The organism is Streptococcus sp. (genome assembly GCF_019414905.1).
GTDB lineage: Bacteria > Bacillota > Bacilli > Lactobacillales > Streptococcaceae > Streptococcus.
In genome coordinates this window covers 1,778-2,748 of sequence record NZ_DXLC01000182.1, presented here as the reverse complement: position 1 = coordinate 2,748, position 971 = coordinate 1,778, and the positions used below count along the sequence as shown (strand labels likewise).

Genomic DNA, 971 nt, shown 5'->3' with positions numbered 1-971 from the left:
CACTCATGTATTTAAAAAAAGTTTATTAAAAAGCCTTTAAAATCAAAAAACACATAATATCAAGTATTGAAAAAACTTGATATTATGTGTTTTATTGTAAAAAGATTTACTTCATTTTTTTCCTAGAATTGAGTTTTTGCCCAGTCTCATCAAATCTAGATTTTTTCTTCTTTGATATCAATCACAATCTCTTCGGATTCATCAAGAGTTTCGACCTTTTCTTGCCATTGCTCCTTGAGATTGTGGAATTGTTCTTTTGATGCTTCTGTCGCTTGACGAGCACATGATTTGGCTTGAGCAAGTACACTGTCCACAGTGATTTCACCTGACTCTACCTGTTCTTTGGTTTTCAGAACAAAATCTGTAGCCTGATCCTTAACTTCTGTCAGTTTTTCACAGACCTGCTCCTTGGCATACTCCGGATCTTCTCTCAAATCATCTAGAAAATCTTGAGCCTGACTGCAAACTTGTTTGCCCTTGTCGCTTGTTAAAAACAAGGCAAGAGCTGCACCTGAAACGGTTCCTAAAAGGATTGAGGATAGTTTACCCATAAGGATTCTCCTTTTTTATTTTTTGAAAAATTTACTTGCAAGACGAAGAGCTGACAAACTTGCACCGGTCTTGAGTGTTTTTGAACCAGCTGATGAAGCTTTCTTGCTCAAGACACGCGCATGGTCATTGAGGTCTGAAACAGATAGAGATAAATCTGCAACAGCACTAAAGAGTGGATCAATCGTTGCCACCTTGACATTGATATCATCTGCCAAGACATTGACCTTAGACAGCAATTCATTGGTGTGATGCAAGGTCACATCCACATCTGAAGTCAATGTTTTAATCGTCTTCTCTGTTTCATCGATAACACGTCCAAGCTTTTGTACAGTAATGATTAGATAGACTAAAAAGACAATCAAAGCTAGGGCAACAAGAATATATGCAACTTCTAACATTTAGTTTTCCTCCTCTGTAAC

Annotated in this window: 1 protein-coding gene and 1 pseudogene; both read right to left on the bottom strand. The window is 37.2% G+C overall.

From position 1 onward, the window contains the following. Nucleotides 1-155: 155 nt before the first annotated feature. Nucleotides 156-551, bottom strand: a complete 396-nt coding sequence (locus QZ359_RS05530; protein WP_293963933.1) for a YtxH domain-containing protein — start codon at nt 549-551, stop codon at nt 156-158. Further along, nucleotides 524-950 (bottom strand): annotated as a pseudogene (locus tag QZ359_RS05525) (DUF948 domain-containing protein). Before QZ359_RS05525 ends, QZ359_RS05530 begins: the two are co-directional and overlap by 28 nt. Between the last annotated feature and the right edge of the window lie 21 nt (nt 951-971).

Bases quoted from the DNA above. Each gene is read 5' to 3' on its own strand.
- QZ359_RS05530 (WP_293963933.1), bottom strand. From the start codon at position 551: ATGGGTAAACTATCCTCAATCCTTTTAGGAACCGTTTCAGGTGCAGCT.